This window comes from Shewanella sp. Isolate7, assembly GCF_022398425.1.
Lineage (GTDB): Bacteria > Pseudomonadota > Gammaproteobacteria > Enterobacterales > Shewanellaceae > Shewanella.
Genome location: NZ_JAKEVJ010000027.1, coordinates 17,285 through 44,202, shown reverse-complemented (window position 1 = coordinate 44,202; position 26,918 = coordinate 17,285). Strand labels below are relative to the sequence as shown.

Here is a 26,918-nt window from a genome sequence, read left to right as displayed (position 1 = left end):
TAGCAGCGACAGTTCAAGGCATTCAACTGAGGGCATGCCGAGGCCTGCTGAAGTTGAATAACGCCGAAATGGTGTTGCTATCAAAGCCCCGCAGGGCGAGGCTTACAGCGGTATTTGCTGCGTTACAGTTCTTGCGAAGGACTAGGGCCATTCGCTGCAAACTGTGCCTAGCATCTATCCACTTTAAGCACACGCAGAGCAAGCACGGGACTTATTCGCACCTTCCTTAGATAAGTAGTTATTCTACAATTAAAAATACTAATACAGTTATCGAGCGTTTTAACAAGCTAGAATGATCAATTATTTATTACGATTGGTATCACTTGTCCTGAGTCCCTTGCATCGTATATTGTCTTTACAGATAAGCGTCATACGATTGATAAGAGGGGCCAGACAGATGTTGATTAGCCCCCACATTGGGAGTCACTATGGAATTGGAATACCCGTTAGTTACCACCGCCTGGCTTGAGGCAAATTTGTTTGAGTCGAATCTGGTATTGCTCGACGCCAGTATGCAGAGCGTGGTGGGCAAGGAGCCCATTTTATACGATGAGTTCATCTGTATTCCCAGAGCGCAGAAGTTTGATATTGAGCAGGTGTTTTGCGATACCGATTCAGCTCAGCTACATGCCATGCCGACCCCAGAGCAGTTTGAGCAAGGTGTCACGGCGCTGGGTATCGACAGAGATAGCCTGGTGGTGATCTACGATAACCAGGGGATCTATAGCGCGCCCAGAGCCTGGTGGATGTTTAAGCTCATGGGGCACGAAAACGTCTATGTGCTCGATGGCGGCCTGCCGCAGTGGCTCGGCGAGGCGCGCATGACCAGCGAAAGTTATCAAACGCCGGTACTGGATGAAGAGTCTGTGCCCTATGTGGCGGATTATCAGCCGGGTCTTATCTGCGATGCCAACTATGTACTCGAATCTCTGGGCAGCGATAGTGTTGTCCTAGATGCGCGCGCCCCTGGGCGTTTTGCCGGTGAGGTTGGCGAGCCGAGACCCGGCGTGCGTTGCGGTCATATTCCCGGTTCGCTGAACCTCCCCTTTGGCGAGCTGCTGCGCGAGCACAGGATGAAACGGGTCGAAGATCTGCAGGCCATGTTTGCCGCCCTGGTGGGTGAACAGGATAGTGAACAGGAGCGGATCTTCAGCTGTGGCTCGGGTATCACCGCCTGTATCTTGATCTTAGCCTCGGTGGCCTCGGGCCACGATAAGGCGGTGCTCTACGACGGTTCCTGGGCCGACTGGGGCCGCAATGCCGAGCTGCCCATAGAGCAGGGCGCTTGAGAATAGCCAAAAGAAAAGGTGCCTTAGGCACCTTTTTTATGTTTACCCTTTATCGTTAGAACAGGTCTTTCAGCCTGTGGTACAACATGCCCGCGGCCAGCATGGGTGAGCGGAATCTCGGCCCCCCAGGGAAGGTCATGTGCTGGACCCTGTCGAAAATATCGAACCGCTCCGCCTGGGCCGTCAGGGCTTCGCCGATAAGCCTGGCCGCCATATGGGTGGCATTGACGCCGTGACCGGCATAGGCCTGGGCATAGAGGATGTTCGGGCAATCCGACAGTCTACCTATCTGCGGCAGGCGGTTGGCACCTATGCCTATCATGCCGCCCCATTCATACTCTATCTTAACGCCCTTGAGCTGGGGGAAGACCTTCTCCAGGTTGGGACGCAGGGCGGCGTCGATATCCTTGGGATCTTTGCCCGAATAGGTACACAGGCCGCCAAACAGCAGGCGGTTGTCCTGGGAGAGGTGGAAGTAATCGAGATCGATACGCATGTCGGCGAACGCCATATTCTGCGGGATCAGTGCATCACACTGGGCCTGAGTGAGCGGCTCGGTGGCCAGCAGGTAGCTGCCGGCGGGCAGCACCTTGCCGCCTACATAGCCGTTGAGTTCATGGCCGATATAGGCGTTACCGGCGAGCACCAGATAGCGGCAGTCGACGCGGCCGTGTTCGGTATGTACGCAGGGGCGATCGCCCTTGACTATCTTGGTGGCGGCGCTGTATTCGAACATCTTAACGCCCAGGCTACGCGCCACCTTGGCCTCGCCCAGGGCAAGGTTGAGTGGGTGCAGGTGGCCGCTGTTCATGTCGACCAGGGCGCCGCAGTATAGGTCTGAGCCGATCACCTCGCCAAGCTGGTGCTTCTCCAGTAGCTTAAAGCCCTCGCGGCCCTGGTGGAGCATCTCCTGATAGTCGGCGGCGAGTTCCTTCATGTGTCTGGGTTTGGTGGCCAGATCGCAATAGCCCATCTGTAGATTACAGTCGATATTGTGTTTCGCGATGCGCTCACGGACGATGTCGACCGCCTCGAAGCCCATCTCTTCTATGGCCGCGACGCCTTCTGAGCCTATCTCGTTGCGGAACTGTTCAACATTATGACCTATGCCTCGGATCAGCTCGCCGCCGTTGCGGCCCGATGCGCCCCAGCCGATCCGTTTCGCTTCGAGCAGGACGACGTCGAAGCCCTTCTCGGCTAGCTCGATGGCGGTATTGATGCCACTAAAGCCGCCGCCGACGATGCAGACATCGGCGCTGATTCGTTCGGTGAGTTGAGGTAAAGCTTCCAGGGCATTGGCGGTGGCATGATAGTAAGAGTCGGGATATTGGTCACTGTGGACAGGGCGCTTGGTGGTCATTTTGGCTCCGAGTGAGGGTTTTATTCTTGTTATTCGACTAAATTGGCCAGAGTAAGTATACTTTTGACCCTTGAGTTGGTTATAATTCACACCTGTTGATTATATTTAACATGCTTTTTAGTTTGATACAAACTAGTATGGAAAATTGTTTCTTCCGGGGTCTTGTTGAATAGGAGATGTTTTTTGGATATAGGCGCAAATCTCAAAGCTGTTCGTAAAATGAAAGGGTTATCGCAACGCGAGTTGGCCAAGCGTGCCGGCGTGACCAACAGCACCATCTCTATGATCGAGAAGAACAGCGTCAGTCCTTCGGTGAGTTCCCTGAAGAAAGTGTTGTCGGGTTTGCCCATGTCGCTGGTGGACTTCTTCTCTATCGAGGAGAGCATGCCCAGCGAGCAGAAGGTGGTCTACCGCTCTGGCGAGCTGCTGGATATCGGCGATGGCAACCTGGACTACAAGTTGATCGGCAGAGACTACCCTAACCGCGCCATGTCTGTGATGAACGAGGTCTATCCGCCTGGGTCTGATACCGGCGAAGAGATGCTACAGCACGAAGGTGAAGAGGCGGCCATGGTGATCGAGGGCCAACTGGAGATCACCATAGGCGATGAAGTCTATGTGCTTAGCGAGGGCGATAGCTACTACTTCAACAGTGAGTTGCCCCACAGGTTCCGCAATCCTTTCGACAAGCCTTGTCGCATCGTCAGCGCCACGACGCCGGCAAACTTCTAACAAAATATTAGTAGGCCGGGTATCGCCCGGCCTATCCATCCTTCCCCCTCTCTATTGCTTCCCTGCCCATGTCGGTATGTCTATGCCCATACGGCTGAGCCATTGTATGCTTGATTATGTAAATAATTTTGTCCATTAAGGCCATGAGGTCCATTTCTGAAGTTGGCTTTTCTGTGGGAGCTGGTTCACAAAACCCCTGGCGTGATTTTCGCCTGTTTTCGGCTTTACATTAATTTTATTTCTCTTTTAATGTTGTTTTAATTGAGTTTTATTCTAATTGTTATTCTATTGTATGTTTTGTTTTCTGCGGGCTATTGCCTCGTCAACTATTTCAGTGTAGTGTGTGAAAAAATGAACATTGGTTGAAGTCTGTTCATTGCTATAACTATAAGAAGACGCAACAAAGCTAAAGGTGAACTATGTCCGATGAAGGACTTGCTGTTATCGGTGTCACGGCCTGTAATCAACAGGTAGGCCTGCACCCATTCAATATCGTTGGCGAGAAATACCTACTGAGTATTGCCGATGCCACCCAGGGCTGGCCCTTGGTGATCCCCGCACTTGGCCATTGCCCGGCCGAGACGATATTGCCCAGATTAGACGGCCTGCTGTTCACCGGTTCGCCCTCCAATATCGAGCCCCATCACTATGACGGTGTGGCGAGTGACCCAGATACCCTACACGATCCCAAACGCGACGCTACCAATCTGCCGCTGCTGAAGGCGGCGATCGATGCCGGTGTGCCTGTGCTGGCCATCTGCCGGGGATTTCAGGAGATGAATGTGGTATTTGGTGGCAGCCTGCATCAGAAATTGCATGAAGTTGGCGATTATATTGAACACAGAGAAGATAAGACGGCAGACGTCGAGGTGCAGTACGGCCTGTCTCATCCGTTGAAGATAGAACCGGGGGGATTACTCCACGAGGCTTGGGGCCGCAATTTGGCAGAGGTGAACTCTGTGCACACTCAAGGTGTTGACCGTTTGGGTGTTGGATTGCGGCCAGAAGCCTATGCCCCCGATGGATTAATCGAGGCATTTTCGGTCAAAGAGGCGAAAAATTTCGCGCTGGGGGTGCAGTTTCACCCCGAATGGAAGGTGTTAGAGAACCCTTTCTATCGCTCAATTTTCAGTGCCTTTAGTCAAGCCTGCCAAGCCAGAGCAGCTCAACGCAAGAGATAGTGAAGCATGAAGAAGTTAATCGATTATTTGAAAGCCAATAAGATCACCGAGGTGGAGTGTGTCATCAGCGATATGACGGGGATCGCCCGCGGTAAAATCGCCCCGGTGGATAAGTTTATCGACGAGAAGGGGATGCGCCTGCCTGAGAGTGTGCTGCTGCAGACTGTGACCGGCGATTATGTTGATGACGACCTGTATGACAGCCTGCTGGATAAGGCGGATATCGACTTTGTCTGTGTCCCGGACGCGAACGCGGTATTCATGTTGCCCTGGACGGTCGAAGCCACTGCCCAGGTGATCCACGACACCTTCGACAAGATGGGTAACCCCATAGAGCTGTCGCCCCGTAACCTGCTAAAGAAAGTGCTCAAGCTCTATGAAGATAAGGGCTGGAAGCCAGTCGTTGCGCCCGAGATGGAATTTTATCTGACCCATAGAAACTCAGATCCCGATATTCCATTGATCCCGCCCGTGGGCCGCAGTGGTCGCAAGGAGTCGGGTCGTCAGTCTTTCTCAATCGATGCCGCCAACGAGTACGATCCCTTATTTGAAGATATGTATGACTGGTGCGAGGCTCAGGGACTGGATATCGATACCCTGATCCATGAAGAGGGCACGGCCCAGATGGAGATCAACTTCAGCCATGGAGACCCTCTGTCGCTGGCGGATCAGGTGTTTGTGTTTAAGCGTACCCTGCGTGAGGCAGCGCTTAAGCATGATGTGTGTGCCACCTTCATGGCCAAGCCTGTCACCGACGAGCCCGGCAGCGCTATGCATATTCACCAGAGTGTGGTGGATATCAAGACCGGCAAGAATGTCTTTACTAACGAGGACGGCACGAAAAGTGCTAAGTTCCTGAGCTACATAGGCGGCCTGCAGAAGTATATTCCCGAGCTGCTTCCCCTGATGGCACCCAACGTAAACTCTTTCAGACGCTTCCTGCCCGGCACCTCGGCGCCGGTGAATCTGGAGTGGGGCGATGAGAACCGTACCTGTGGTCTGCGTATTCCCGAGTCGTCGCCACAGAACCGTCGCATCGAGAACCGCATCGCCGGTGCCGATGCCAACAGCTATCTGGCCATCGCGGCCACCTTGCTGTGTGGTTACATGGGCATGGTGGAAGATGTGAAACCCTCCACGCCTATGCATGGACGCGCTAACGAGAATCGCCAGGGGATCAGTCTGCCGCTGACCCTCGAAGAGGCGCTGGCGGTGATGTCGGAAAGCTCGGCGGTTAGGGAATATCTGGGGGATACCTTTACCACAGGTTATATCGCGGTGAAACAGGCGGATCTGGAAAACTTCCGCCGGGTGATCAGTTCATGGGAGCGCGAGTTCCTACTACTGACCGTCTAGCGGCTCTGCACCACTCTGGGGCAGGGTTGGCGACAAAATGAAGCAAGATTGCCGGGGGATTAACCCCCTGGTTGAATCATGGATAACTAATCGGTGTAAATAGATATAAATTCATATTGATGGTGGATATGTTCGATTTTACACTAGCGATGAATGTTAAACAGGTTCGATGCAGTTGTAAGCTGTAGCATTGGCAATAATAACAATGAAAGCCGTCACAAGCGGCAATGCAATGACAGTAATCATCAGACTACTGGCAAGCTAACAAGGAGATAGCATGAAGCTTTTAAAGAAAATGACAACACTCGCTCTGGTCACCGCCGGGGTATTTGCAAGCTCTGTCGCCAGCGCCGAAGAGGTGGTTAGAGTATATAACTGGTCTGATTATATCGCCGAAGATACCCTCGCCAATTTTGAGAAAGAGACGGGCATCAAGGTGGTCTACGATGTGTTCGACAGCAACGAAGTGGTCGAGGCTAAGCTGCTATCGGGTCGTTCTGGCTATGATATCGTGGTGCCGTCAAACAACTTTCTGGCAAAGCAGATCAAGGCCGGTGCCTTCCAGAAGTTGGATCAGTCACAGCTGACCAACCACAAGAACCTCAATCCTGAACTGATGAAGCAGCTGGAAACTGCCGATCCGCGTAACGAGCACGCCGTGCCTTACCTGTGGGGCACCACTGGCATAGGCTATAACGAGGCTAAGGTGAAGCAGGTATTGGGTGAAGATGCGCCGGTAGACTCTTTAGAGCTGGTCTTTAATCCTAAGTATGCCGAGAAGATCTCTAAGTGTGGCTTCTCACTGTTGGACAGTGCCGACGAGATGCTGCCGATGGCGATGATCTACTTAGGCTTAGATCCAAATAGCACTAAGAGCGAAGACTACGCCAAGGCGGGTGAGGTGATGGCGAAGATCCGTCCCTTCGTGACCTATTTCCACTCATCACGCTACATTACCGATCTGGCCAATGGCGATCTCTGTGTTGCATTTGGTTACTCGGGTGATGTCTTCCAGGCCGCCGCACGCGCCGAAGAGGCCGAGAATGGTCAGGTGATTGGTTATGCTATTCCAAAAGAGGGTTCAAACCTTTGGTTCGATATGTTGGCGATTCCTGCCGATGCAAAGAACGTGAAGAACGCTCACACCTTTATCAACTATCTGCTGCGCCCCGAGGTGATTGCACCTATCACTAACTATGTGGCGTACGCTAACCCTAACGTGCCTGCTCAGGAGCTGGTGGATGAAGAGATCCGTAACGACGCGGCTATCTATCCTACCCCTGAAGTGCTGTCACGCCTGTATGTGGCCGATGTGCGTCCGATGAAGGCGCAGCGTGCCATGACTCGCGTGTGGACCAAGGTCAAATCTGGCATGTAATGCCTGTATTAGAGGGCAAGGTCACTTGCCCTCCTTTCTTTAAGATCATCTTAACTATTGCAGTAGGTGCCTTACTGGTGCTTTTTGTGGAGAAGTATTATGGCTAGCAATTCGGGCGTCACCAACAAACCGACAACAAAGACGCAAGGAGAGGTGTTGCTGAAGATCGAGAGAGTCAGCAAGCTATTTGACGATGTTCGCGCCGTGGACGACGTCTCGCTAAATATTAATCGTGGGGAAATTTTTGCACTGCTTGGCGGCTCAGGTTCGGGGAAATCGACGCTGCTGCGCATGCTGGCTGGCTTTGAGAAGCCGACCGAGGGACGCATCTATCTCGATGGCCAGGATATTACCGATATGCCACCCTATGAGCGCCCCATCAATATGATGTTCCAATCTTACGCCCTGTTTCCGCACATGACGGTGGCGCAAAATATCGCCTTCGGTCTCAAGCAGGACAAGATGCCCAAGGATGAGATAGAACAGCGTGTTAAAGAGATGCTCAAGCTGGTTCACATGGAGCCTTATGCCAAGCGTAAGCCTAATCAGCTCTCCGGTGGTCAGCGTCAGCGTGTGGCCCTGGCGCGTTCGCTGGCCAAGCGTCCAAAACTCCTGCTACTGGACGAGCCTATGGGGGCGCTGGATAAGAAACTGCGTACTCAGATGCAGCTCGAGGTGGTGGACATTCTCGAGGCGGTCGGGGTGACCTGTGTGATGGTTACCCACGATCAGGAAGAGGCCATGACCATGGCCGAGCGCATCGCCATCATGAACGATGGCTGGATCGCTCAAACCGGTTCGCCAATGGATATCTACGAGAGCCCGGCTAACCGCATGGTGGCCGAGTTTATCGGCAGCGTGAACCTGTTCGAGGGGGATATTGTCGAGGATGAGGTCGACCACGTGGTGATCAATGTGGCCAACATTCCTCAGCCCTTCTATGTGGGCTACGGTGTGTCTACCAGTGTGGATACCACCCAGGTGTGGGTGGCGATTCGTCCCGAGAAGACTCACATCAGCCGCGAGCAGCCAAGCGAGGCGCGCAACTGGTGCGCCGGTAAGGTAGAAGATATCGCCTACCTGGGGGGCATCTCGGTTTACTACATACGCCTGTGTAATGGACAGCTTATTCAGTCAGTGATGACTAACAGCGACCGCCGCGCCGATTCGCCCACCTGGGAAGAGGATGTCTTCGTGAGCTGGGAAGCGACCAGTGCCGTTGTACTGAGATCTTAACGGGGGCGTTATGAAGAAGAAGCCAATAAAGTTTCGTTTGCCCAAGGGGCAATGCTGGACCATAGGCGTGCCCTATTTCTGGCTGCTGATGTTCTTTGCCTTGCCTTTTGCCATCGTATTGAAGATCAGTTTGTCGACGCCGGCCGTGGCGATCCCGCCCTACGAGGCGCTGTATCAATATGCCGACGAGTCGCTGCAGATCATGCTCAATCTGGGCAACTATATTCTGATCTTCGAAGATCATCTCTATATCAATGCCTATCTGGGCTCGCTCAAGATGGCGTTGGTCACCACCTTCGGCTGTCTGTTGATTGGTTACCCCATGGCGTATGCTATCGCCAGGGCACCTAAGCAGCACCAGACTGTGCTGATCCTCTTGGTGATGTTGCCATCCTGGACCTCGTTTCTTATCCGTGTGTATGCCTGGATGGGGATACTGAGTAACAACGGCGTGGTCAATAACCTGCTGATGTGGCTGGGGGTGATCTCCGAGCCGATTCAGATGCTCAATACTAATTTCGCCGTCTATATCGGCATCATCTATACCTATTTGCCCTTTATGATCCTCCCTCTCTACGCCAACCTGTCGCAGCTCGATGGCAGTTTGCTCGAGGCGGCGGCGGATCTCGGCTCACGCAGTCTCAATACCTTCTGGAAGGTAACGCTGCCGCTGTCGAAAGGTGGGGTGATTGCTGGGTCTATGCTGGTGTTTATTCCTGTGGTCGGGGAGTTTGTGATCCCTGAACTATTGGGCGGTCCTGATTCGCTCATGATAGGTAAGGTGCTCTGGCAGGAGTTCTTCAACAACCGTGATTGGCCGGTCGCTTCGTCGCTCGCCATCGTGATGTTGGCACTCTTGATTATCCCTATCACCCTATTTCATCGTTATCAGTCCAGAAGTATGGAGAAGACGATATGAGCAACAGACTAAGAAAATTGAGTTTCTCCACGCTGATGCTCTGGGCTGGGATGTTTTTCCTCTACGCGCCCATGTTCATCCTGGTCTTCTACTCCTTCAACGAGTCTAAGCTGGTGACGGTTTGGGGCGGCTTCTCGGCCAAGTGGTATGGTGAACTGTTCCGCGACGATCAGATCCTCGATGCGGTGGCGACCAGTTTGAAGGTGGCGTTCTTCGCCTCCACCATGGCGGTGATTCTCGGCACCATGGCGGCCTTCGTGATGACACGCTTCGCCCGCTCCTGGGGCAAGATGACATTGTCGAACATGATCACCGCACCGCTGGTTATGCCAGAGGTGATCACGGGTCTGTCGCTGTTGCTGCTATTCGTGCACATGGCAGACCTGCTGGGTTGGCCGGCCGAGCGTGGCATGCTGACGGTGTGGATCGCCCACTCGACCTTCTGCGCCGCCTATGTGGCCGTGGTGGTGTCATCCAGGCTGCGTGAGCTGGATATGTCTATCGAGGAGGCGGCTCAGGATTTAGGCGCGACGCCACTCAAAACCTTCTTCCACATCACAGTGCCTATGATCTCGCCGGCGCTGATTGCGGGGTGGCTGCTCTCCTTCAGCCTGTCGCTGGATGATCTAGTGATCGCCAGCTTCGCCTCTGGGCCTGGGGCGACGACCCTGCCTATGGTGGTCTTTTCCTCGGTACGTATGGGGGTATCGCCTAAGATCAACGCGTTGGCGACCTTGATCATCTTAATTGTTTCGCTGATTGCCTTCATCTCTTGGTACCTCGCCAGACGCGCCGACAAACGTAGCCGTATGGTCAGCGACTAGGCTCGCAGCGTTAGCTCTAGATAGCAGGCGCCCCGCGGCGCCTGTCAACCAAAGCCATTATTATAACGATTCAGGGTGAATGATATGACCTGTACACCTCATGCAAATTCCTATTATGCGGCGTCTGCCAATACCAAACAGTTACGTGACAAACTCAGTGACAACATAGAGACAGATGTCTGTATTATTGGCGCCGGCTACACCGGGCTCTCCTCTGCGATTCATTTACTAGAGGCAGGCTTTAAGGTGACTGTGCTGGAGGCGGCCAGGGTCGGCTTCGGTGCATCTGGGCGCAACGGCGGCCAGATAGTTAACAGCTTCAGCCGGGATATCGACACCATAGAGAAGGTGGTCGGCACTGAGCAGGCCAAGCTGTTTGGGCAGATGGCCTTCGAAGGCGGACGCATCCTTAAGGGACTGGTCGCCAAGTACAATATTCAGTGCGATCTCAAAGAGGGCGGCGTGTTTGCGGCGCTGAACAAGAAGCAGATGGGTCACCTCGCCGCGCAAAAGGCGCTGTGGGAAAAGCATGGTCACCTTGGACATCTTGAACTGCTGGATGAGCAGGGCATACGCGGCGTGGTGGATACCGAGCGCTACGTGGGCGGCATGTTAGACAAGAGTGGCGGCCATATTCACCCGCTGAATCTGGCGCTGGGTGAGGCCGATGCGGTGGAGTCCTTAGGGGGACAGATCTTTGAAGACTCGGCGGTGATCCGCGTCGATCAGGGCGATAGCCCTGTGGTGCACACCCAGGAAGGGTCGGTGAAGTGCAAGTTTGTTATCGTGGCCGGTAACGCCTACCTCAAGGGCTTATTGCCCGAGCTACAGGCCAAGTCTATGCCCTGTGGTACTCAGGTGATCACCACAGAGCCGCTTGGTGAAGAGCTGGCGCACTCGCTGCTGCCGCAAGACTATTGCGTCGAAGACTGTAACTATCTGCTGGATTATTTCAGGCTGTCTGGCGACAAGCGTCTCATCTATGGTGGTGGCGTGGTCTACGGCGCCCGGGATCCTGCCAACATCGAGGCGATCATTCGTCCCAAGATGCTGGCGACCTTCCCGCAGCTCAAGGATGTGAAGATAGATTATACCTGGACGGGCAACTTCCTGTTGACCCTGTCACGCCTGCCGCAGGTCGGGCGTATCGGCGGTAATATCTATTACTCTCAGGGCTGTAGCGGTCATGGGGTAACCTATACGCACCTGGCGGGGCAGATACTGGCAGAGACCATCAATGGCCAGGCGAAACGCTTCGATGCCTTTGCTCAGCTACCTCATTACCCCTTCCCGGGCGGTCACCTGTTGCAGGTGCCTTTCTCGGCCATAGGTGCCTGGTACTACACGATGCGTGACAAGCTGGGCGTGTAGTCCGCTATGTTTGGTCAATATAAAAAGCCCGTGAGATGCGGGCTTTTTTGTGCCTATGAATCAGGCATGTAAGGTTAGCTTACTGCCTCTTATACCAATCACAGTAAATGTGTGATCAGAAATAGCGCAGGAAAAACGCTTGAGAACAAAGCAGGATTTTTAGATAAGTAGTTATTCTACAATTAAAAATACTAATACAGTTATCGAGCGTTTTAACAAGCTAGAATGATTAATCATTTATTACGATTGGTATTACTGGTCATATTCCACAGCACGCTCTGGTCGCTGCCCATGATGGTGGTGGGCATCTGGCCGTTCCACTGCTGAGCGCGTACATAATCCACCAGGGTCTGCGATTCTCTCAGCGCCTCGGCTTTCTTCTTGATGGCTTCGGCCTCGGCGATACCCTTTAAGCGAATGGCTTCGGCCTCGGCGATGGCCTCGGTTTGAATCGCATAGGCCTTACCGTCGGCGGTGGCCTTGGCGGCATCACGCTTGGCGTTGGCCGTGTTTACCTCGCGCTGAGCCTCCAGATTCTGTCTTTCAAGACGATGCTTCTCGGCGGCCGCCAGGTTTTTCTCTGTCTGTTTGGTCTCGATAGACTGGATATACTTCTGCGGCAGGCCGAGGTTTTCCAGCTGCGCCGAGTCGAGCTTGACCGGGTACTCCTTCATCTCTTCGATGAGGAAGTCTTCGATCTGGGCGATCACCCGGCTGCGGTTTTGGATGATCTCCTCGGCCTTATAGCGTGCAAGGGCATCCTTGGCGGCCGATCTGAGTTTTGGATCCAGAATGCGAGACTCGAACTGGCTCAGGCCACCATAGCTTTTGAACAGATCGAAGGCCTGGTCACGATTGACGGTCCAGTTGATCGACACCTCGGCGGTGACCGGCATCTGCTCGTGGGTCGAGGCATTGAGCTTCTCGACATTCTTGCGAGTACGTATCTCTAAGATCTCTACCTTGTCGACGAAAGGGATCTTGATGTGCAGGCCCGGGTTGACCTGCTCTGTCGCTTGACCGAAACGCTTGATGATGCCCACATGTCCCTCGTCAACCGTGTACATGGTCTGGCTGAATAGAATAAGGGCGAAAAGTAAGCCGGCGACCAAGACAATGGCGCCTTTGCCTTTGCTCTTTATAGTCGATAGGTTGGCGATATCCTTGGGTAGTGTTGTCATGCTCTCTCCTTCGTGACGGTATCTCTAGGCCTCAATCGCATGAATGAGTAACGAGTGTTACACACAGGTTAAGGCGCTGAGGATGTTACGTTATTTCCCCTTAGAGGCAAGGGAAGAGGAAAGAAGGGGGAGGGAAGGAGCGTTAGCGAATAAAGCGTTGATCAAATTCTGTTAGGGGGAGTGGCTTGCTGAACATATAGCCCTGGCCCTGTTCACACTCCAGTGAAACCAGTTTTTGCAGCTGCTCAGCATCTTCTATGCCTTCGGCGATCAGTTTGAGCTTGAGGGATTTGCCCAAATGGATCACCGCCTTGACGATATCCAGGCTCTGTTCATCTCCCAGCATATCCTTCACGAAAGACTGATCGATTTTTAAAGTATTTACCGGGAAGAACTTGAGGTAGCTGAGACTCGAATAGCCGGTGCCGAAATCATCGATGGCGATGCTCAGCCCAAGTGAGGAGAGGGTGTTGAGTACATTGAGTGCCTCATCGAAATCATACATGAGGGAGCTTTCTGTTACCTCAAGTTCCAGGAAGCTGCTGTCGAGCCCAGTGAGTTCAAGCACCTTGGCCACGGAGTCACAAAAGTCTGGGTTGTTAAACTGCTTGGCGGCGATATTGACCGCTATCTGCAGAGGCTTGCCTTTATCCTGCCATGCCTTAGCGGCCATGCAGCTCTGCTTTAAGATGATCTCTCCCAGTTGATGGATGAGGCCTGTCTCTTCGGCAAGGGGGATGAAATCTAGGGGGGAGATCAGCTTGCCGTTGGGATCGTAAAGCCTGGCGAGGGCCTCGGCGCCGATGATCTGTTTGGTTTCTAGATCTACCTTAGGCTGGTAGTAGACCTCAATGGCCTCGGTATCAATGGCGTTGCGTAGCAGGGTAACCAGTTCGTGACGTTTAACCAGTTCCTGCTCCAGATCTTCTGAAAAATAGCAGAAGCGGTTGCGGCCCAGGTCCTTGGCGCGATACATGGCGGCATCCACATGGGTCATCAGCTCCTCGGGCCTGAGGGCGTCCGAGGGGTAGATGCTTATGCCGACGCTGGCCGACAGGGTATATTCCTGACCATCGATACGAAAAGGCGTGTTGAGGCTTCTCACGATATCTGTGGCGATCGAGTCAACCTGGCTGGTGGCGCTCAGAGAGGGGAGCAGCAGGATGAACTCGTCGCCGCCAATGCGCCCCAGGGTGGCAATGGGATCGATGAGGGACTGTAATCGTTTCGAAACCTGCTTGATCACCTGATCCCCATAACTGTGGCCTAAAGAGTCGTTGAGGTATTTGAAGTGGTCTATGTCGATCAACATTAGGGCGACGCTTGTGTCGTAGGAGTCGGCCACGGCGCAGGCATGATTGATCCTGTCATGTAACAGGATGCGGTTAGGGAGATCCGTGAGCTGATCATGATTCGCCAGATGGCTCATCTTTAGCGACATGGCCACGGACTCGCTGCAGTCATGGAACACCATGATGCCACCAGTGACCTCGCCCTCGCTGTCGGTAATGGGCGCCGCCGAATCTTCTATCTGAAATATGGTGCCATCTAAGCTGGTGAGCTGACAGTTGAGCGCCATGGCGACGTTGCGCTTCTCGTTGATGGCTATGGTGACCGGGTTGGGGCTACGGTATTTGGTCTTGGCATCGCAAAGATCCATTACCTGCTCGATATGCAGGCCGATGGCGTCACGGCTTACCCAGCCGGTAAGGCGTTCGGCGATAGGATTCATAAAGGTGATCTTAGCCTTACTATCGGTGGCGATGACAGCGTCGCCTATGGTATTGAGCATGATTTTCAGGCGGCGATTCTCCATATCCAGCTGGCTCTTGGCCTGCTTGATGGAGGTGATATCCGTTAGGGTCAGCAGCAAGCCTGCGATACGGCCCTCGTGCTTTCTGATGGTGAGATGGGCCTGGGCATATTCGATTTTGTCTGGCTTATTCTCCAGAGCAATCTCAAATTGATGCTTGAGTTTGTTGCTAGCGATGCGCGTCAATAGCTCCTCATACAGTGTCTTGGGTAACAGGCTCGAGGCCGGTTTGCCCAGCGCGTCCTGGGGGATAGTGCCGAACCACTTGCCGTTGTAGTCGTTATGGAAACGGTTGAGCAGATCCTTGGACCAATAGGAGATGTATGAGGGGATCTGATTGACCAGGGCCTGCATGTCCTGGCGTGCCTCTATGATGGTCTGCTCCTGACGCTTGAGTAGCAGGTGGTTCTTGACGCGCAGGCGGCAGGTGGTGAGATCTATGGGCTTGTGGATGAAGTCTATGCCACCTGAGCTGAGGGACTTATATTCGAAGCTGCTCTCGCTATGGGCGGTGACGAAGATCACCGCGCTGTTGCAGGTCTTAGGATTGTTCTTCAGGCGCTTGCACATCTCGAAGCCATTCATTTGTGGCATCTCGATATCCAGCAATATGATGGCGGGTTGATGTTGTTCTGCCTTGTCCAGCGCGTCCTGGCCGCCTGTGCTACAGATGATCTCGGCCAGATCGGTAAGGGACTGTTCCAGTAGATGTAGATTCGCGCTTTCATCGTCGACAACTAATATTTTTTGCCGAGCCTCCACATCGTTGCCGAAAAGCATAAAAGAATTCCTTTTCAAATCTGCCGCCTACATTTAGCTTAGCCGACTATAATCAGTTTGCTTAGGGATTTTTAATGCTAAGCGGTGAAATTGCGTTTGATTACAACTTTTGAGTTAGTAACAGCCGTGAAATGGCCATAACTTCCGATAGAGTACTGCGCAGTGCGTCGCTTATGCTTAAAGATTATTGTTTTAATAACAGTGTGTTACTGAGGTTGGATGTTAAAAGGAGTTAAAGTCCATGGTGCGACAGATTTCACGCTTATCTTCTCTCTTTGGCGGACGTTCTTTGCTGCTGATCGCCTCATTGTTAGTGCTGGCGGTGGCATTGATCATCGTCGCCAGTTTCGAGTCTCAATTAAACCAGAATATCGTCGACAGTCTGCGTGTCGATCTTGAGGCTCAAAGCGAGCAGGTCAATCACCAGGCTCAGCATAGACTCAACACTTATTTTAATAACTTACGTTTTCTGTTTGAGACGCCGCCTATCTCGGGCTTGTCGCGGGCGAAAAACAATCAGGGAATCGATCCCGTGGACGAGACCCGTTACGAGCAATGGCGTCATCGTCTCGAAACCATTTTCGTCGCGTTTCTGCAGAACAATAGTGAATATGAACAGCTACGCATACTGAGCGACGAAGGCATGGAGCTGATTCGGGTTGACCGGCGCGGTGGCTCGGTGCAGGTGGTTGAAGAGATCAACTTGCAGAACAAGCAGGGGCGGGACTACTTTCAGGCCAGCAAAGCGTTGCAACAGGGGGAGATCTATACCTCGTCCATCACCCTGAACCGTGAGTTTGGCAAGATAGATTATCCATACCGCCCCATGCTCCGCCTGGCGACACCGATTTTCGATGACGGTGGTGGCCGATTTGGCCTGCTGATCGTCAACATCAATGCCGGTGAGCTGCTTGCCTCCTTTAAGCGGCTAGTGCCAGCCCCTATCGACCTGGTGTTGACCGACGGTGAGGGCTATTTCCTGGTCCATCCCAATGAGGAGATGCGCTTTAGCCGGGACTTACATCCCGAGTTGGTTTGGGATAAACACTACCAAGCGAGTAAGACCCTTAAACGCAATTTTGAGCTGGTGCTGGACAGCTACCATGATAATAGGCCCTATTATGCCTATAGGCGGACAATTACGCTGTCGAACGATGCCCTGAGTGGGCGGCTTACCGCCACTTTGATGGCCCCCAAGCAATATGTGCAGGAGATGGCGGTATCACGTCGTATAAGTGTCTACACCTTTATGTTGGCCATTGGCGGGTTGTTTCTATTTGTGGTCATTATCCTGGGACGCAGTGCCCGCAATAGTCAGGCGCTTGCCAAGGAAAAGGCGCAATCTGCGGCCATCATAGATGGCTCCAAAGATGCCATCATAGGGGTGGACACCAGCGGGGTGGTTAATAATTGGAACCGCGCCGCCGAGTTGCTGTTTGGCTATGACGCCGATTACGCCAAGGGGCACTTTATTAACGAGCTGGCGCTGCTGCCCGAAGTCAATCTGGCCGAGTTGGTGAGCAAGGCTAATCAGGGCAATAAGACGCTTAACCTCGAGGCGCTTCTGCCGATGAACGAGGGGCGTAATGTGGATCTCTCTGTGTCGGTTTCCCCCATCTTAGGAGAAAACAAACTTGCCTTGGGCGTAGCCGTCATCATGCGTGATGTCTCCATCGAGAAGCAGGCGGCCAAGAAGATCCAATTGGTCAACACAGAGTTAGAGAAGAAGGTGGCCATCAGGACTCAGGAGCTGCAAAAGGCCAGCTATGTGAAGAGTACCTTCATTTCCAACATCAGCCATGAGATGCGCACACCGTTAAATGGTATCGTGGGCACCCTGAATCTGGTTCGTAAGGAGTCACTGAGCGAGCGACAGGAGCGTTATCTGGAGATGGCCGAGGTGAGCGTAAACGCTCTTTCGGCGCTGATCAATGATGTACTTGATCTCTCTAAGATAGAGGCGGGCAAGTTAGATCTGGACATCAGTACCTTTAGCCCGCTCAACCTGGTTGAGAGTGTCTGCAGCAGTATGGCGGTGAAGGCGCAGGAAAAGGGGGTCGAGTTTGTCATCGATGTGGTCGATCTTCGTTGCCAGAGCATAGAGAGCGACGCCCATCGACTCACCCAGATCCTCACTAACCTAGTGAACAATGCTATCAAGTTTACCGAGCAGGGATATATCAAGGTGAGGGCTTTTAGTCGTCTGCGAGAGACGGGAGAGCTCGAGTTTACCTGTCAGGTGTCTGATACCGGCATAGGCATTGCCGAGGAGAACCAGGCCAAGCTCTTTACTGCCTTTTCCCAAGCGACCTCCAGTATAGCGGGGCAATATGGTGGCACAGGTTTGGGGCTTTCGATCTGTAAGGAACTCAGTGAGCTACTCAACGGCAAGATGAGTTTTGAATCGCATCAGGAGCAGGGGAGCAGCTTCACCTTCACCATGGTGTTGCACCAGGGCCAGTTTAAGTTGATGGCGCCCGAAGCGCTGCTCCATGAGATGACCTGTAGTGTCTTGCTGGTCAACGAGGCGCAGCAGGCCTGTGTCGAGGGGGCAATCGCGCGCCTAGGTGGCAAGTTGCTGCCTGGCGCGCCTATTCGTGACTGGCTCAATCAGGATGCCCCTGTACCAGAGGTGCTTCCTCATGTGTTGATTGTCGAGCAGCGTCACTCACTGCTTACGGATCTCGATAGCCTCTGGCCGACGCTGGCGGCAACCCATAAACGCTTGCCTAGAGTACTGGCTTTTCAAAAGAGTGCCGATGGTAATAAATCCCTGCAGAATATCGAGCTTGAATATTTGAACAACCCGCTGCTGTTTTCCGAGTTTATGCACAAGTTCGGCGCCCAGAAAACTAGCACAGGTGTTGAATCGAGCAAGAGTAAACGTGCACTGGCGATTAACGACGAGGTGGCTCACTGTGTCAAAGGGGCACGTGTGCTGGTGGTCGATGATAACGAGATCAACATAGAGGTTGCTCAGGGCATCTTGTCGGAACTGTCGTTGGAGTTTGTCAGAGCCACCAATGGGCAGGAGGCACTAACCAGGCTACGGGAATGCGAGCAAGAGGGATTGACGGTACAGGTTATCCTGATGGATTGTCAGATGCCGATACTCAATGGCTATGATTGTACTCGGGCGATCCGCGCTGGGGAGGCGGGAGAGGTGTTTGTCGATACCCCTATTATTGCCATGACGGCTAGCGCCTTGATGGGCGAGCGTGATAAGTGTATCGAGGCGGGCATGAATGACTATATCACCAAGCCTATCCTGGCTGAGCGTCTGCAGGAGAAGGTGGTCGACTGGTTAGTGTCGGTCTGTGAGAAAGCCGATCAGAAAATCCAGCTAGAATCCCAGCCCCATGAGGAGATCCAGGTTAACGATGAAGATTATGTCTGGAATCGCAAGCTGGCTCTGAGTCGGCTGATGGACAATGAGGTTTTGTTTGCCGAGATCTGTCAGATGTATCACGAGACGACGCCTGGACAACTCAGGGAGCTTGAAGATGCGATTGCTGCCGAGGATTTTGAGAAGGTGCGCCAGCTTAGCCATGGGCTTAAAGGGCTCTCCAGTAGCCTAGGCGCCATACAATTGCAGGAGCAGTTTTTGAGCCTGGAAATGGAGGCTAAGATGAAAAACTGTGACAAGTTGAATCTACTCTTCGGGGTGATTAAGCCTTGCTATGAGAAGTTGATGGAGCGCCTGCAGGAGACGCTCGAAAACCAGGATGAGGTACAAAATGCCTCTGCCCAAACTTAACGAACAAATTTTAACGATTAAAGGTCGATAGGTAGTTAATGGAACAGAATAACGAATTGTCTCCATTAGTTTTTTCTCGTAAGGGGAGAATACTGATCGTCGATGATATGCAGGTCAATATCATCATTCTCAGGCAGCTATTGAGTAAGGAGTATGATATCGCCTCGGCCCTGAGTGGCCAGGAGGCTCTCGCCTTGTGCGATAGCTTTAAGCCGGATCTGTTGTTGCTCGATATCGAGATGCCGGGTATGTCGGGTTTTGAGGTCTGCCGGCAACTGAAATCTCAGCCGAATACTCAGGATATAGCAGTGATCTTTGTCTCGGCACATCATGACGAGGAGCAGCAGGTGAGTGGCTTTGAGTTGGGAGCGTTAGATTTTATCCATAAACCGCTCAATGCGGTGATCGCCCAGGCGAGGGTGAAAAACCAGATGCAGCTGAAACGTCAGTCGGATCTGTTGCGCTTTATGTTGCAGCAGGAGGCCAGAGGCAAGGTGCCGAGTTAGTCTTGGGCGCGGTAAGCCTTAGAATGAGGCGATACGGATAACAAAAAAGCCTGCACAGGGTGCAGGCTTTTTTGTTTTAAATTGGTGGCCCCTCACAGACTTGAACTGTGGACCTAACGATTATGAGTCGTGTGCTCTAACCAACTGAGCTAAGGGGCCGACTTAAGATAGTCGTCACTATCGAAAGCGCAAAGAAGTATACGAGGTTTAAAAGCGCTTGTCACCACCGATTTGGCAAGAATTCTGAACTTTGAATTCAACTGCTTATCTGTTGTGCAATCGGCTTGTTAGGCGGAGACTAAAATAGAAAAGCCAGCACTATGGCTGGCTTTTCGGCTCTGTTTTAGCTGTCTGTCTTAGCTGCTTTTAGCGAGTCTATTCATCCAGGAAAGATTTCAAGATCTCTGAGCGAGACGGGTGACGTAGCTTACGCAGTGCCTTGGCTTCGATCTGACGGATACGCTCACGAGTTACGTCAAACTGCTTGCCCACTTCCTCTAGGGTGTGGTCTGTGTTCATATCGATACCGAAACGCATACGCAGTACCTTGGCTTCACGTGCAGTCAGGCCAGCAAGTACTTCGTGAGTGGCGTTCTTCAGGCTCTCGCCGGTCGCGCTGTCTAATGGCAACTCGAGGGTCGTATCCTCGATGAAATCACCTAAATGCGAATCTTCATCATCGCCGATAGGGGTTTCCATTGAGATAGGCTCTTTGGCAATCTTGAGTACCTTACGGATCTTGTCTTCCGGCATCAACATGCGCTCGGCCAACTCTTCCGGTGACGGCTCGCGTCCCATCTCTTGTAGCATCTGACGGCTGATACGGTTGAGTTTGTTGATGGTCTCAATCATATGTACCGGGATACGGATGGTTCTCGCCTGGTCGGCAATCGAACGTGTGATCGCCTGACGGATCCACCAGGTCGCATAGGTCGAGAACTTGTAACCACGACGGTATTCAAACTTGTCCACCGCCTTCATCAGGCCGATGTTACCTTCCTGGATCAGATCCAGGAACTGTAGGCCACGGTTGGTGTATTTCTTGGCGATAGAAATTACCAGACGCAGGTTAGCCTCAACCATCTCTTTCTTGGCGCGGCGAGCCTTGGCTTCACCGATAGACATGCGACGGTTGATATCCTTGATGGCGGCAATGGCCAGGCCGGTTTCATTCTCGATGGCATCGAGCTTGGCACGGCAGCGTTGCACGTCTTCGGCAACCATCTCCAGCCCTTCGGCATAAGGTTTCTTGGCGGCAATCTCTTCGTTGAACCATTCGATGCTGCTTTCGTTAGAGGTGTAGACCTTAACGAAGTTCTTCTTCGGCATCTTGGCCTGCTCGACACACAGCTTCATGATGAGGCGCTCTTGAATACGCACCTTGTCCATCATTTCACGCATGTTCTTCACCAGACGGTCGAACTGCTTAGGTACCAGACGGAACTCTTTGAAGATCTCGCCAATTTCGAACAGGGCAGCTGTCGATTCAGGGTGTTCACGACCCTTAATCTCGATGATCTTTAAGGCTTTTTCATGTGCTTCACGCAGCTGTGTGAAACGCTCGCGCGCTTCTTCCGGATCTGGGCCTTTTGGCGAATCGTCTTCATCGCCGTCATCATCTTCGTCATCGCCCTCATCATCTTCATCGTCGAGATCGTCGTCTGACAATTCAGAGCCGATGTGAGTCGCCGTTGGCGCCACGTCTTCGGCATTGGGGTCAACAAATCCAGAGATAATGTCCGATAGTCTGACTTCTTCAGCTTCGTAGCGGTCGTACTGCTCAAGGATCATGGCGATCGCTTGAGGGTATTCGGCTACAGACGCCTGAACCGTGTTGATCCCTTCTTCGATACGCTTGGCGATAACGATTTCGCCTTCGCGGGTCAGAAGTTCTACCGTACCCATCTCGCGCATGTACATACGCACGGGATCTGTGGTACGACCCAGTTCAGCTTCAACCGTAGCCAGTGCTGCGGCAGCTTCTTCGGCAGCATCTTCATCGGTGCTGTCTTCAGACATCATGATCTCATCGGCATCCGGCGCCTGCTCATAGACGCGAATACCCATGTCATTAATCATCTGGATAATATCTTCGATCTGATCAGAATCGACCATATCTGCAGGCAAGTGATCATTCACTTCTGCATAGGTTAAATAACCTTGCTCTTTACCTTTGGCAAGCAACAATTTGAGTTGCGACTGCGGAGTCTGCTCCATAGATATCATCCAAGTTGGGTAACTGTTACAACGACGGGCAATGTGTGCCGCGCAAATCGTCAATTATAGCCGTGTGCACTGTGCTGTGCTAGTCCAAGTGTTTACTTTATGAGACAAATTTTGCTCTAAGCTTGCCCTTGGATTACTGCAATGAGCTTTTTAAGTTGCATCCGCTCTTCTTTAGTATGGTGCTGTTTTAAGCTCAATTCCTGATAACGTTGCTCAATATATTGATTGTTCAACCAAATCAGGGCTTTTTTGAACTCTTGCTGAAGGTTTTCATCCGCCACTTGATGCTCCCATTGGGCTAATTTCTTCAGGGTGTCTAATTGTTGATCACCCCTGAACTGTTCAAGTAGTTGTGCGCTGTTAACCTTCTCGGCGCGAGTTCTGTCGAGTAAGAGGCTGAGCAAATCTATGCCAGCCATCTTGATATGTTTTAGCGCAGGCTGCACCGGCAGGTTATTGCCAAGGTGCGGATGCTGTACCAACAGGGCGATGGCCAATCGCAATGGGGTACCGCGTCCCTTAAGCGCTTTGTTTTGCAGAGGCTTATTTGCGTCAATGCGTTTAAAGCCGAGTTTACGCTGCAATTCTTCTGCACTGTTCATGCCGAGCTTGTAGGCCAGATTCTCCAGCAATAGGCTCTGCAGAACAGTGTCTTGTACTTTCTCTATCAGGCCCATGGCTTGTTTAGCCAGGGTGCCTTTGTCCGTGCCGTAGCGGTTGGCTAAGGTATCGAACAGAAATTCCGGTAGTAGCTTGGCCTCGGCAATCAGTTGCTCGAAGGCCGGTTTGCCTATCTGACGCACCAGAGAGTCGGGATCTTCCCCCTGGGGCAAGAACATAAACTTTACCTGATCGCCTGGCTTGAGCAGGGGCAGGGCAGTTTCCAGCGCCCGCCAGGCCGCCTCGTTGCCCGCCTTGTCGCCGTCGTAACAGCAGACCACCTCTTTGGCGCTGCGCAGCAATAGCTGGAACTGATCTGCCGTGGTCGAGGTGCCTAGGGAGGCGACGGCATAGTCGACGCCAAACTGAGCCAGGGCCACCACGTCCATATAGCCTTCGACAATCAGGATCTGATTGGGATCCCTGTGTCTCTGTTTGAGTTCATACAGGCCGTAGAGTTCATAGCCCTTATGAAATATGGGCGTTTCCGGCGAATTCAAGTATTTCGGTGTACCGTCACCCAAGACTCTACCGCCAAAGCCAATGACCCGGCCGCGACGATCGCGGATAGGGAACATGAGGCGGTCGCGAAACCTGTCGTAACGCTTGCCGCTGTCGTTCTCGATCACCATGCCCGCGGTGAGTAACTTGTCCTGGGCATCTTGGTTTTGGCGATAACGTCCCAGCAGACCATTCCAGCCATCGGGCGCAAAGCCGATGTTGAAGTGTTCGATCACCTCATCGGACAGTCCTCGGTGGGCGAGATAGTCGATCACCTTCTGCTTGTCCGTGTGCTGTTTCAGTTGGTTCTGAAAGTAGCGGCTAGCCTCTTCCATCAACTGATAGAGGTCACGGCTTAGCCCCTCGTCGCGGCGTTTGCCCGTGCCTTGTTCTCTGGGCACTTCCAGACCTAAGCGGCCGGCGAGTTCTTCGATGGCATCTACAAAGTCTAGTCTGTCATACTCCATGACGAAATCGATGGCATTGCCGTGGGCGCCACAGCCGAAGCAGTGATAAAACTGTTTGTCTCTGCTGACGGTAAAGGAGGGAGACTTTTCGCTATGGAAGGGACAACAGGCAGAGTGATTTTTGCCCGCCTTCTTCAGGGGGACCTTGGCGTCGATGAGATCGACAATATCGGTGCGAGCTACAAGCTCATTAATAAACTCACGAGGTATCGCCATTGCTGTATAAATGCCGCCTTTTCGCGAAATTAAACCGAAAGAGTAGAAACAAACAAGCCGTGCGTAGGCACGGCTCATTCATACATCGAACTTAAGGTTACTTGAGTTTTGCCTTGATCAGAGCGCCAATTGACGCCATGTCGGCTCGCCCTTGTACCTTAGGTTTCAATGCTCCCATTACTTTGCCCATATCCGCCATGGATGATGCACCTACCGCTTGGATAGTAGCATCGACTAGCTCGGCAACCTCTTCTTCAGAAAGAGGCTTAGGCAGGAAAGTCTCGAGGACTCGAATCTCTCCGGCTTCTGCTTCTGCTAGTTCGTTGCGACCCGCCGCTTCATATTGAGCGATAGAGTCGCGACGTTGTTTAACCATTTTGGTTAAGACAGCTATGGCTTGATCATCATTTAGCGTTTCGCGGTTATCCACCTCGATCTGCTTGATGGCAGCCAGTGCCATACGAATTGTTCCCAGACGCACCTTATCTTTGGCGCGCATGGCTTCCTTCATCTGGTCTTTTAGCTGATCAACTAGGCTCATAAGAGATTAGTATAAACGTACGCGACGCGCGTTTTCGCGAGAAAGCTTCTTAGCAAGACGCTTAACTGCAGCAGCTTTAGCGCGCTTACGTGCAGTAGTTGGCTTCTCGTAGAATTCACGAGCACGAACGTCGGCTAAGATACCAGCTTTTTCACAAGAGCGCTTGAAACGACGTAGAGCTACGTCAAATGGTTCATTCTCACGTACTTTAATAATTGGCATACGCCATCACCCCTTAGGTGTAGTTTGTATTGAGTTAATTTCTTAACCCAAGTTAATTTAAAAATGGTGCGGAATTCTATACCGACTGTCGACCTTTTGTAAACCCCTTATGGCGATCCTTTCGGGATCCTTTATCGGAGCAACATCTTTAAGTTTAGCATTTCCTTGTATCCCTATCATGACCGACCAGGTGAAGGCGCCTAGTGCATGCCCCATGGCATCTGGGCTTGGCCTTTATAAGTGGGTGAATCGACAGGGGCGTGCAATCCATTGGTATTTCCGCGGGCAAGCAGGTAAAATTGGCCGCCACTTTATTTAGCTTGATGAGGAAAAATGCGAGTTTTAGGTATAGAGACATCTTGTGATGAGACAGGTATCGCCGTCTATGATGACGAAAAAGGCCTGTTATCTCATGCACTTTACAGTCAAGTGAAACTGCACGCCGACTACGGCGGCGTAGTGCCTGAGCTCGCATCGCGCGACCATGTGCGTAAGATCATCCCGCTCATCAGGCAGGCCCTAAAAGAGGCTGATTCGCCCCAGGATGATATCGACGCCATCGCCTATACCAAGGGCCCTGGTTTGGTGGGCGCGCTCTTAGTGGGCGCCTGTGTGGGGCGCTCGCTGGCTTTTGCTTGGGGTAAACCTGCCGTGGGCGTACATCATATGGAAGGCCATCTGCTGGCGCCCATGTTGGAAGAGGATGTGCCCGAATTCCCCTTCCTGGCGCTACTGGTCTCTGGCGGCCACTCTATGATGGTGGCAGTAGAAGGCATAGGTCGTTATCAGGTGCTGGGTGAATCTGTGGATGATGCCGCCGGTGAGGCCTTCGACAAGACGGCTAAGTTGATGGGGCTGGATTATCCAGGTGGCCCAAGACTGGCCAAGCTGGCCGCCCAAGGCGAGCCAAATTGCTACCGCTTTCCGCGTCCGATGACGGATCGCCCAGGCCTCGACTTTAGCTTCTCCGGCCTGAAGACCTTTGCCGCCAACACCATCGCCGATGAACCAGATGATGAGCAGACCCGTGCCAACATTGCTCGCGCCTTCGAAGAGGCCGTAGTCGATACCTTGGCCATCAAGTGTAAACGCGCCCTGAAGCAGACCGGCTATAATCGCTTGGTGATCGCCGGCGGTGTGAGTGCCAACAGCCGTCTGCGTGAGAGTCTGGCGGAGATGATGCAGGGACTCGGCGGTAGAGTCTATTATCCGAGAGGAGAGTTCTGTACCGATAACGGCGCTATGATCGCCTATGCCGGCATGCAGCGACTCAAGGCCGATCAGCTTGAGCCGCTTTCCGTTAAGGGAATGCCACGTTGGCCGCTGGACTCGCTTCCGCCGGTGTAATCTAATACCAATCGTAATAAACAATTGATCATTCTAGCTTGTTAAAACGCTCGATAACTGTATTAGTATTTTTAATTGTAGAATAACTACTTATCTAAAAATCCTGCTTTGTTCTCAAGCGTTTTTCCTGCGCTATTGCTGATCACATGTTTACTGTGATTGGTATAACGCTTTATTCTTGCCTTAAAGCCCTTCGAGAGAAGGGCTTTTTATTGCGCGCTTGCTTGGCGTCTGTGAGGTTTGATTGAGCGAGTGGCATGCTCCGGGGGAGGTCGAAGCGGAACAAGGGGACCAAGGGGGAGGCGTTCTGCCGCTTAGTTGCCGTCGGTGCGCTTCTTGCGTGAGACCTTAGACTCTTCGCCCTTGAGCAGGCGATGGATGTTTTCCTTGTGACGTATGATGATCAGCAAGGAGAGCATGGCCACCGGCACGGTAAAGCGCTCGTCGAAATACCAGGTATAGGCCGGGGCGAGTAGGGCAGTGACTATGGCAGCGAGTGACGAGTAGCGACAAATCAACACCATAACAATCCAGGTAGCGATCAGCGCCAGTGACAGGTCGGCCCCGATAGGCGCCATCGCGCCAAAGGCGGTAGCGACACCCTTGCCGCCCTTAAACTTAAAGAAGATTGGGAAAATATGGCCCAGACAGGCGGCGATGGCAATCACCCCCAATGAGACGGCGTCGACGCCGAGACGGAAGGCGACATAGGCGGGTACCGCGCCCTTCAGCATGTCGAACAGCAACACCATGGCGGCGGCACTGGCACCACCTATGCGCAGCACATTGGTTGCCCCTGGGTTGCCTGAGCCTTGGCTACGAGGATCCGGTAATCCTCTGAGTCGACAAACTAGCACGGCACTAGATATCGAACCCGCAAGGTAAGCGGTCAATATCATCGCTAGAGTCAGCAGCGTTAAGCTCAAATTGGTTTCCTTATCCTTCTTAAGGTATCATCCCGCCCTAGTTATTGAGGCGGCTGATTAAACCTTGTATTTTACGCACTGGTTGATTGGGCATGTAATGATAACGGGCGATTTGGCATCCGTTTTCTA

At 52.6% G+C, this 26,918-nt stretch carries 20 protein-coding genes and 1 tRNA gene; 12 read left to right on the top strand and 9 right to left on the bottom strand.

The window, feature by feature from the left end; genetic code table 11:
- The first annotated feature begins 434 nt into the window (after positions 1 to 434).
- On the top strand, positions 435 to 1,289 hold the full coding sequence (locus L1D47_RS08800) for a sulfurtransferase (RefSeq protein WP_239884130.1): 855 nt from the start codon (positions 435 to 437) through the stop codon (positions 1,287 to 1,289).
- A gap of 55 nt (positions 1,290 to 1,344) precedes the next feature.
- Here L1D47_RS08800 and L1D47_RS08795 read toward each other — a convergent pair whose 3' ends face one another.
- Positions 1,345 to 2,649 carry an FAD-binding oxidoreductase gene (locus tag L1D47_RS08795; protein ID WP_239884126.1) on the bottom strand — a complete coding sequence of 435 codons (1,305 nt, stop codon included), beginning with the start codon at positions 2,647 to 2,649 and terminating at the stop codon, positions 1,345 to 1,347.
- A gap of 183 nt (positions 2,650 to 2,832) precedes the next feature.
- On the opposite strand from L1D47_RS08795, the gene L1D47_RS08790 reads away from it, so the two are divergent.
- The 8 genes from L1D47_RS08790 (at position 2,833) to L1D47_RS08755 (ending at position 11,646) form a co-directional block, all read left to right on the top strand.
- Positions 2,833 to 3,381, top strand: a complete 549-nt coding sequence (locus L1D47_RS08790; RefSeq protein ID WP_041510286.1) for a cupin domain-containing protein — start codon at positions 2,833 to 2,835, stop codon at positions 3,379 to 3,381.
- A gap of 419 nt (positions 3,382 to 3,800) precedes the next feature.
- On the top strand, positions 3,801 to 4,562 hold the full coding sequence (locus L1D47_RS08785) for a gamma-glutamyl-gamma-aminobutyrate hydrolase family protein (protein WP_041510287.1): 762 nt from the start codon (positions 3,801 to 3,803) through the stop codon (positions 4,560 to 4,562).
- A 6-nt stretch (positions 4,563 to 4,568) separates the two neighbouring features.
- Positions 4,569 to 5,918: a glutamine synthetase family protein gene (locus L1D47_RS08780; RefSeq protein ID WP_239884124.1), complete on the top strand. Its 1,350-nt coding sequence runs from the start codon at positions 4,569 to 4,571 to the stop codon at positions 5,916 to 5,918.
- Between the two features lie 277 nt (positions 5,919 to 6,195).
- Positions 6,196 to 7,296: a polyamine ABC transporter substrate-binding protein gene (locus tag L1D47_RS08775; RefSeq protein WP_041510288.1), complete on the top strand. Its 1,101-nt coding sequence runs from the start codon at positions 6,196 to 6,198 to the stop codon at positions 7,294 to 7,296.
- A gap of 99 nt (positions 7,297 to 7,395) precedes the next feature.
- Positions 7,396 to 8,532: a polyamine ABC transporter ATP-binding protein gene (gene potA / locus L1D47_RS08770; RefSeq protein WP_239884122.1), complete on the top strand. Its 1,137-nt coding sequence runs from the start codon at positions 7,396 to 7,398 to the stop codon at positions 8,530 to 8,532.
- Positions 8,533 to 8,542: 10 nt separating this feature from the next.
- Positions 8,543 to 9,451 (top strand): ABC transporter permease subunit, encoded by a 909-nt coding sequence (locus L1D47_RS08765; protein WP_239884120.1) that lies wholly within the window; start codon positions 8,543 to 8,545, stop codon positions 9,449 to 9,451.
- On the top strand, positions 9,448 to 10,275 hold the full coding sequence (locus tag L1D47_RS08760) for an ABC transporter permease subunit (protein WP_239884118.1): 828 nt from the start codon (positions 9,448 to 9,450) through the stop codon (positions 10,273 to 10,275). Before L1D47_RS08765 ends, L1D47_RS08760 begins: the two co-directional genes overlap by 4 nt.
- Positions 10,276 to 10,359: 84 nt before the next feature.
- The gene (locus tag L1D47_RS08755; protein WP_239884116.1) at positions 10,360 to 11,646 is read left to right on the top strand and encodes an FAD-binding oxidoreductase; all 1,287 of its coding nucleotides are present in this window, start codon (positions 10,360 to 10,362) and stop codon (positions 11,644 to 11,646) included.
- A gap of 233 nt (positions 11,647 to 11,879) precedes the next feature.
- Here the strand turns inward: L1D47_RS08755 and L1D47_RS08750 are convergent, their stop codons facing one another.
- Together L1D47_RS08750 and L1D47_RS08745 are read right to left on the bottom strand one after the other, a co-directional pair.
- Positions 11,880 to 12,827, bottom strand: a complete 948-nt coding sequence (locus L1D47_RS08750; protein WP_239884114.1) for an SPFH domain-containing protein — start codon at positions 12,825 to 12,827, stop codon at positions 11,880 to 11,882.
- A gap of 142 nt (positions 12,828 to 12,969) precedes the next feature.
- Positions 12,970 to 15,420 carry an EAL domain-containing protein gene (locus tag L1D47_RS08745; RefSeq protein WP_239884112.1) on the bottom strand — a complete coding sequence of 817 codons (2,451 nt, stop codon included), beginning with the start codon at positions 15,418 to 15,420 and terminating at the stop codon, positions 12,970 to 12,972.
- Between the two features lie 241 nt (positions 15,421 to 15,661).
- Here L1D47_RS08745 and L1D47_RS08740 point away from each other — a divergent pair, with 241 nt between their 5' ends.
- Both L1D47_RS08740 and L1D47_RS08735 read left to right on the top strand, forming a co-directional pair.
- The gene (locus L1D47_RS08740) at positions 15,662 to 19,177 is read left to right on the top strand and encodes an ATP-binding protein (protein WP_239884110.1); all 3,516 of its coding nucleotides are present in this window, start codon (positions 15,662 to 15,664) and stop codon (positions 19,175 to 19,177) included.
- 38 nt (positions 19,178 to 19,215) lie between these two features.
- Complete coding sequence (locus L1D47_RS08735; protein WP_239884103.1) at positions 19,216 to 19,683, top strand: response regulator; 468 nt, start codon at positions 19,216 to 19,218, stop codon at positions 19,681 to 19,683.
- 82 nt (positions 19,684 to 19,765) lie between these two features.
- Here L1D47_RS08735 and L1D47_RS08730 read toward each other — a convergent pair.
- From L1D47_RS08730 to rpsU, 5 genes are all read right to left on the bottom strand, one after another.
- Positions 19,766 to 19,842, bottom strand: a tRNA-Ile gene (locus tag L1D47_RS08730).
- A 216-nt stretch (positions 19,843 to 20,058) separates the two neighbouring features.
- On the bottom strand, positions 20,059 to 21,900 hold the full coding sequence (gene rpoD, locus L1D47_RS08725; protein WP_152619144.1) for an RNA polymerase sigma factor RpoD: 1,842 nt from the start codon (positions 21,898 to 21,900) through the stop codon (positions 20,059 to 20,061).
- 125 nt (positions 21,901 to 22,025) lie between these two features.
- Positions 22,026 to 23,753: a DNA primase gene (dnaG, locus tag L1D47_RS08720; RefSeq protein ID WP_239884101.1), complete on the bottom strand. Its 1,728-nt coding sequence runs from the start codon at positions 23,751 to 23,753 to the stop codon at positions 22,026 to 22,028.
- A 97-nt stretch (positions 23,754 to 23,850) separates the two neighbouring features.
- Complete coding sequence (locus L1D47_RS08715; protein ID WP_041510297.1) at positions 23,851 to 24,294, bottom strand: GatB/YqeY domain-containing protein; 444 nt, start codon at positions 24,292 to 24,294, stop codon at positions 23,851 to 23,853.
- Positions 24,295 to 24,300: 6 nt separating this feature from the next.
- Positions 24,301 to 24,516 (bottom strand): 30S ribosomal protein S21, encoded by a 216-nt coding sequence (rpsU, locus tag L1D47_RS08710; protein ID WP_006080725.1) that lies wholly within the window; start codon positions 24,514 to 24,516, stop codon positions 24,301 to 24,303.
- 333 nt (positions 24,517 to 24,849) lie between these two features.
- On the opposite strand from rpsU, the gene tsaD reads away from it, so the two are divergent.
- A complete protein-coding gene (gene tsaD / locus L1D47_RS08705) occupies positions 24,850 to 25,863 on the top strand; it encodes a tRNA (adenosine(37)-N6)-threonylcarbamoyltransferase complex transferase subunit TsaD (protein WP_239884092.1) in 1,014 nt (337 codons plus the stop codon).
- Positions 25,864 to 26,177: 314 nt separating this feature from the next.
- Here tsaD and plsY read toward each other — a convergent pair whose 3' ends face one another.
- A complete protein-coding gene (plsY, locus tag L1D47_RS08700; RefSeq protein WP_082035626.1) occupies positions 26,178 to 26,789 on the bottom strand; it encodes a glycerol-3-phosphate 1-O-acyltransferase PlsY in 612 nt (203 codons plus the stop codon).
- Positions 26,790 to 26,918: the final 129 nt, after the last annotated feature.

Bases quoted from the DNA above. Each gene is read 5' to 3' on its own strand.
- L1D47_RS08775 (WP_041510288.1), top strand. From the start codon at position 6,196: ATGAAGCTTTTAAAGAAAATGACAACACTCGCTCTGGTCACCGCCGGG.
- L1D47_RS08735 (WP_239884103.1), top strand. From the start codon at position 19,216: ATGGAACAGAATAACGAATTGTCTCCATTAGTTTTTTCTCGTAAGGGG.
- L1D47_RS08740 (WP_239884110.1), top strand. From the start codon at position 15,662: ATGGTGCGACAGATTTCACGCTTATCTTCTCTCTTTGGCGGACGTTCT.
- rpsU (WP_006080725.1), bottom strand. From the start codon at position 24,516: ATGCCAATTATTAAAGTACGTGAGAATGAACCATTTGACGTAGCTCTA.
- rpoD (WP_152619144.1), bottom strand. From the start codon at position 21,900: ATGGAGCAGACTCCGCAGTCGCAACTCAAATTGTTGCTTGCCAAAGGT.
- potA (WP_239884122.1), top strand. From the start codon at position 7,396: ATGGCTAGCAATTCGGGCGTCACCAACAAACCGACAACAAAGACGCAA.
- L1D47_RS08755 (WP_239884116.1), top strand. From the start codon at position 10,360: ATGACCTGTACACCTCATGCAAATTCCTATTATGCGGCGTCTGCCAAT.
- L1D47_RS08785 (WP_041510287.1), top strand. From the start codon at position 3,801: ATGTCCGATGAAGGACTTGCTGTTATCGGTGTCACGGCCTGTAATCAA.
- L1D47_RS08780 (WP_239884124.1), top strand. From the start codon at position 4,569: ATGAAGAAGTTAATCGATTATTTGAAAGCCAATAAGATCACCGAGGTG.
- L1D47_RS08715 (WP_041510297.1), bottom strand. From the start codon at position 24,294: ATGAGCCTAGTTGATCAGCTAAAAGACCAGATGAAGGAAGCCATGCGC.
- L1D47_RS08750 (WP_239884114.1), bottom strand. From the start codon at position 12,827: ATGACAACACTACCCAAGGATATCGCCAACCTATCGACTATAAAGAGC.
- L1D47_RS08765 (WP_239884120.1), top strand. From the start codon at position 8,543: ATGAAGAAGAAGCCAATAAAGTTTCGTTTGCCCAAGGGGCAATGCTGG.
- L1D47_RS08745 (WP_239884112.1), bottom strand. From the start codon at position 15,420: ATGCTTTTCGGCAACGATGTGGAGGCTCGGCAAAAAATATTAGTTGTC.
- tsaD (WP_239884092.1), top strand. From the start codon at position 24,850: ATGCGAGTTTTAGGTATAGAGACATCTTGTGATGAGACAGGTATCGCC.
- dnaG (WP_239884101.1), bottom strand. From the start codon at position 23,753: ATGGCGATACCTCGTGAGTTTATTAATGAGCTTGTAGCTCGCACCGAT.
- L1D47_RS08795 (WP_239884126.1), bottom strand. From the start codon at position 2,649: ATGACCACCAAGCGCCCTGTCCACAGTGACCAATATCCCGACTCTTAC.
- L1D47_RS08760 (WP_239884118.1), top strand. From the start codon at position 9,448: ATGAGCAACAGACTAAGAAAATTGAGTTTCTCCACGCTGATGCTCTGG.